Annotated in this window: 5 protein-coding genes; 4 read left to right on the forward strand and 1 reads right to left on the reverse strand. The window is 76.1% G+C overall.

The features are described from left to right. Window positions 1-61 precede the first annotated feature (61 nt). Window positions 62-757, forward strand: a complete 696-nt coding sequence (locus tag J0670_RS30070; RefSeq protein ID WP_207814860.1) for a Tat pathway signal sequence domain protein — start codon at window positions 62-64, stop codon at window positions 755-757. An 18-nt stretch (window positions 758-775) separates the two neighbouring features. On the opposite strand, the gene J0670_RS30075 is transcribed toward J0670_RS30070, so the two are convergent. Continuing rightward, on the reverse strand, window positions 776-3,046 hold the full coding sequence (locus J0670_RS30075) for a heavy metal translocating P-type ATPase (protein ID WP_207814861.1): 2,271 nt from the start codon (window positions 3,044-3,046) through the stop codon (window positions 776-778). A gap of 540 nt (window positions 3,047-3,586) precedes the next feature. Between J0670_RS30075 and J0670_RS30080 the strand changes: the two genes are divergently transcribed. The 3 genes from J0670_RS30080 to J0670_RS30090 all read left to right on the forward strand — a co-directional run. Beyond that, the gene (locus tag J0670_RS30080) at window positions 3,587-4,015 is read left to right on the forward strand and encodes a hypothetical protein (RefSeq protein ID WP_207814862.1); all 429 of its coding nucleotides are present in this window, start codon (window positions 3,587-3,589) and stop codon (window positions 4,013-4,015) included. A 112-nt stretch (window positions 4,016-4,127) separates the two neighbouring features. Then, window positions 4,128-4,487, forward strand: coding sequence for a hypothetical protein (locus tag J0670_RS30085; protein WP_207814863.1), 360 nt, complete (start codon window positions 4,128-4,130; stop codon window positions 4,485-4,487). A gap of 56 nt (window positions 4,488-4,543) precedes the next feature. Further along, window positions 4,544-4,920: pyridoxal-phosphate dependent enzyme (locus J0670_RS30090; protein WP_207814864.1), on the forward strand; the 377-nt coding region annotated here is incomplete at its 3' end.

The raw sequence follows: 4,920 nt of genomic DNA on the forward strand, positions 1-4,920 counted from the left end.
ACCTGCCGGGAGCAGTGGAAGTTCGCCTTCTCGATCCCCTCACCGAGGAAGAGGCTTTCCCATGCGCATGCGTCCCCACTTCGCCGTGTCCGCCGCCGTCGCCGCGCTCGCCCTGGCGGCCGCGATCCCCGCGTCCGCCGCACCCGCTATCGCCGCGCCGGGTGACTCCGCCGTCCCGGTGCTGACCGCCGGGAGCGCGGGCGGCACCGCCGTGGCGGCGGGCGACGCGCTCGCCGCGCCGCTCGCCGCGAACACCTCCGCCACCTTCTACTCGACCGCGACCAGCACCACCGGGGTCACGTGCGCCACCTCCCAGCTCTCCGGCACCGTGCTGAGCAACCCGGCGGCGCCCGGCACCGCGACCGGCTCGCTGACCGGGCTCACCTTCGGCTCCTGCACCAGCAACGTCACCGGCGTCACCTCGGTCAAGAGCCTCACCGTCGGCGCCCTCCCCTACGGCGTCGCCATCGGCGACGGCGCCGGCCTCCCCGTCACCCTCACCGGCGGCAGCGCCGGGCCGATCCAGGCCACCGCCGTGCTGAACAGCTGGTTCGGCACCATCACGTGCAGCTTCCAGCTCAGCGGCGCGTTCACCGGCAGCGCCGACAACACCGCGCACGGGCTGACCTTCGTCAACGAGCACTTCGTCAAGAGCGGCGGCTCCGGCCTGTGCCCCGCCGACGGGTACTTCTCCGCCGCGTACGGCCCCGTCGCCGACACCAGCCAGCCGGGCGCACCGGCGGCCTACGTCAACTGAACTTCCCAGAAGGGCAGTTCAGTCGGCCAGCGCGAAGTACTGCTCCTCCTCCTGCGCGAAGTGCAGCCGCAGCACCCCGTGCAGCCCGTACAGGGTCGCCCGCAGGTCGTCGACCTGGGCGGGGTCGATCCCGTCCCGGTCGGCGCCCACCAGCTCCAGGTGGGTGCCGATCCGCTCGGCGAGCCGGTGGATCTCGGTGTGGCCGCGGCTCATCGTGGCCGTGACCTCCGGCCCGCCCAGGCTCGCGGCCAGCGCCGGGTACAGCTCCCGCTCCTCCGCCCGCTCGTGCGGCAGCAGGCGGTCGGTCAGCAGCCGGTCCACCCGGCGCACGGCCGTCAGGGCGCGCGGGTCCTCCGGCCGGCCCAGCAGGTCGGCGGCCTCCCGGACGGCCTCGACCACCTCGCGCAGCTCGCCGTGCTCCGCCTCGAAGCGGCGCACCAGCTCCTCCGCCTCCGCGCCCAGCTCCGGGGCGCCCTCCCGGCGGCCCGGCCGCAGCGCCCGCAGGGCGTTGAGGATCACCGCGACGTCGATCGCCTCCTGCAACAACGCGCCGGCGGCGGGCGGCAGCCAGCCGAGGGACGCGGCGACCATCGCGGCGCCGGACAGGGCCATGCCGCCGGCGGCGCTCTGCACCGCGATCCGGCGGGAGCGGCCGGCGATCTGGGCGGCGTCGGCCAGCCGGTCGACCCGGTCGGTGGTCAGCACGACGTCCGCCGCCTGGGCGGAGGCCCCGGTGCCCCGGGCGCCCATCGCGACGCCGACGTCCGCGGCGGCCAGCGCCGGCGCGTCGTTGACGCCGTCACCGACCATCACGGTCACCGCGCGTTCCCGCTCGGCCCGCACCGCGGCCTCCTTGCCGACCGGGGAGAGCTGGGCGCGGACCTCGTCCAGGCCCACCGTGGCGGCGATCGCCCGGGCGGGCTCGGGGCGGTCCCCGGTGAGCATGACCAGCCGGGTGACGCCCGCGTCGCGCAGCCGCTGGACCGTCCGGGGCGCGTCGTGCCGCAGCGGGTCGCGCAGCAGGACCGCGCCCGCGACCTCGCCGTCCACCGCCAGCCAGGCGACGGCGGCGCCGTCCAGCGCGGAGCGGTTGCGGACGGCCTGCGCCCAGGCGGGCCAGACCTCGGCGTCGTGCTGGCCGACGCTCACCCGCCGGCCGTCCACCCGCCCGGTGAGCCCGCGCCCCGGGTCCTCGGTCACCTCGCTCGCGGGCCGCAGCTCCAGGCCGCGCCGCCGGGCCTCGGCTACGATCGCCTCGCCCAGCACGTGGTTGGAGTACTGGTCGACGGAGGCCGCCAGCGCCAGCACCTGCCCGGAGCCCCGGTCGGGCGCGGCGACCACGTCCAGGACCCGGGGCCGGCCGCCGGTGAGCGTGCCGGTCTTGTCCAGCGCGACGGTACGGGCCCGGCCGAGCGTCTCCAGCGCCGCGCCGTCCCGGACGATCACCCCGCGCCGGGCCGCCCGGGAGATGCCGGAGACCACCGCGACCGGCGCGGCCAGCAGCAGCGGGCACGGGGTGGCGACCACCAGCACCGCGACCGCTCGCACCACGTCCCCGGACAGCAGCCAGGCGAGCGCGGCGGCGCCGAGGGCGAGCGGCAGGAACCATGCGGCGTAGCGGTCCGCCAGCCGTACGGTCGGGGAGCTCTCCTCCCCGGCCTGCTCGGTGAGCCGGACGATCTCCGCGTAGGTGCTGTCCTCGGCCGTGGCGGTGGCCCGCAGGTCGAAGGCGCCGGAGACGTTGACGGCCCCGCTGCGGGCCCGGTCGTCGACGGGCCGCTCCACCGGCACGGACTCGCCGGTGAGCGCCGACTCGTCCAGGACCGCCGCGTGCGATTCGATCCGCCCGTCCACCGGGACGGCCTCGCCGGGCCCGACCACGAGCAGGTCTCCTGGGCGCACCTCGTCCAGTGGCACGGTCTCCAGGCCCGCTCCGGTGCGCCGCCGGGCGGAGCGCGGGGCGTTGCTCACCAGGGCGTGCAGGTCCCGGGCGGCGCGGCGTTCGGCCGCGGCGTCCAGCCAGCGGCCGGTGGCCAGCATCACCGCGATCAGCGCGCCCGCCAGGTACTCGCCGGTGGCCAGGGTGCCGACCAGCGCGAGGACGGCGATCAGGTCGACGCCCGCCCGGCCGCGGCGCAGCGCGTCGTAGACCCAGTACAGGGCGGGGAGCACGGCGGCGACGGTCCCGGCGGCCCAGCAGGCCCCGGCCGCCGTCCCCGCTCCGGCCAGCCAGGCGACTCCCCCGGCGGCCAGCGCGCCGAGCGTCGCCACCAGCAGGAACGGCTCCACCCGCCGGGCGAGCGGCGTTCCCGGCTCGGCGGTTCGCTCCGGCTTCCGCGAGCGGTTCCGAGAACGGTCCTGAGGACGGTCCTGAGAACAGTTCTGAGGACGGTCCTGAGAACGGTCCTGCGGGAGGTCTTGAGGGCGGTCCACGACAGGCTCCCTTCGGCAGCACACCGTCCCTCCACTCTGCGCCGAAAGGCGCCGCCGGGGGTAGGGCCGCAGGTCCCGGGCGGCTCACCCGGGTCGGCCCGGCGTCGGTGTCGTCAGCCCGGTGCATGCTCGACGTCGGCCCGCCGGTAGGGGCTGCCGAGGCGGCGGGCCGGGGCGAGCGCGGTCCGGTGGTGCCGGTCGGCGGCCTCCCGGTCGCCCAGGCGTTCGGCGAGTTCGCGAGGGCCCCGCCCGGGACCAGGGCCCGCAGCACGTACACCCGGGCCTGCCGGGTGTCCGGCGAACCTCTGGCCGAAATGCGCTCCCGACCGCGAACAGTCCGACGAGCGGACTCAACAACCTTCACAGGAAGCCCCGTTGGGGTATTAGGATGACGATATGGTCACCGTCCGGTCGCCGTTCCGTGCACGACGCGCCCACCCTCGCGGGGTGGTGGCGCGTCTCTTCTGGCTGGGAGCGCTGCTGATAGCGGTGTTCGCGGCGCACGGAATCAGCCCGGAGGGCGAAGCCGGCCACACCGGTCCGGGGCAGATCGTCCGGTCGGCCGGATTCTCGACGGACCACCGGGACGCACAGCCCGTGGAGTCGACGCACCGCGACGGCCACGACGATGCCGGGCATCCGGAGGCCGATTGCCTCTCCGGAAAGCCGGACGACGGGCCCGCCACCGACACTCCGGGGCCTGCGGTGCGCCTCCGGACGGACGACGAGCCGGCGGCGGCCCCGGGCACGGTGGGCCCGGTGGATCCGTCCGCGTGCGAGCGGGCGCCCGAAATCCCGCATCGGATCGCGAATCTGAGGGTCTAGCCGCACGGGCGCGGGGGCGCCGGTACGCCCGTACCCACCCCTGCGTCCGCCTCCGCGTCCGAACCTCGCCGATACCGATCGCTGCCCTCACGCAGCCGTGCGGAGTCCCGCCATGCCCAGTCGGCTCCTGGCCGCTCTCCTGATTCTGTTGTCCCTGCTCTCCGTCACCTGCGGACAGCGGCACGCCGGCGCCCCCGCCGCCGTCCGATCGCACGGGACGTCCGCCCTGTCGCAGCACGGCGCCCCCTCGGAGGGCCCTCTGCGCTGTGACGCCGGGGAGGTCGCGACGGGCACGGCCCGCAGCGGGCGCCCCGCCCTGCCCACCGCGCCCGCCACACCGTCACCGTCCGCTCCCGCCGAGGGCGGGAACGCGGTGGACGTGGCCGCGACCCGGCCCGAAGGCCCGGCCGGCTCCGTCCCGGCGGGCGGACCAAGAGGTCCGCTGCTCGTCACCGGTCGGTGGCGGATATAGGAGCCCGCGGTCATCCCGCGCTCCGCTTCCGCCAATTCATCGACAGGAAAAGAGACATGACCTCTCTCACCAGCCGAACGGGCCGCTCCGCCCTCACCGGGTTGGTCGGCAACACCCCGCTGCTCCACATCGGCGAGCCGCTCGCACCGTCGGGCCGCGGCTTCTGGGCCAAGCTGGAGGGCTTCAACCCCGGCGGCATCAAGGACCGGCCCGGGCTGCACATGGTCGAACGGGCCCGCGCGCGGGGCGAACTGCGCCCCGGCGGCCGGATCATCGAGTCCACCAGCGGCACCCTCGGCCTGGGTCTGGCGCTCGCCGGAATGGTGTACCGGCACCCGGTGACCCTGGTCACCGACCCGGGGCTCGAACCCTCCATGACCCGGCTGCTCACCGCCTACGGCGCCGGCATCGAGATGGTGGCCACCCCGCACCC

The sequence above is a fragment of the Streptomyces sp. FH025 genome (assembly GCF_017427025.1).
GTDB lineage: Bacteria > Actinomycetota > Actinomycetes > Streptomycetales > Streptomycetaceae > Kitasatospora.

Coding starts and splice junctions, on each gene's coding strand:
- J0670_RS30070 (WP_207814860.1), top strand. CDS start 62: ATGCGCATGCGTCCCCACTTCGCCGTGTCCGCCGCCGTCGCCGCGCTC.
- J0670_RS30080 (WP_207814862.1), top strand. CDS start 3,587: ATGGTCACCGTCCGGTCGCCGTTCCGTGCACGACGCGCCCACCCTCGC.
- J0670_RS30085 (WP_207814863.1), top strand. CDS start 4,128: ATGCCCAGTCGGCTCCTGGCCGCTCTCCTGATTCTGTTGTCCCTGCTC.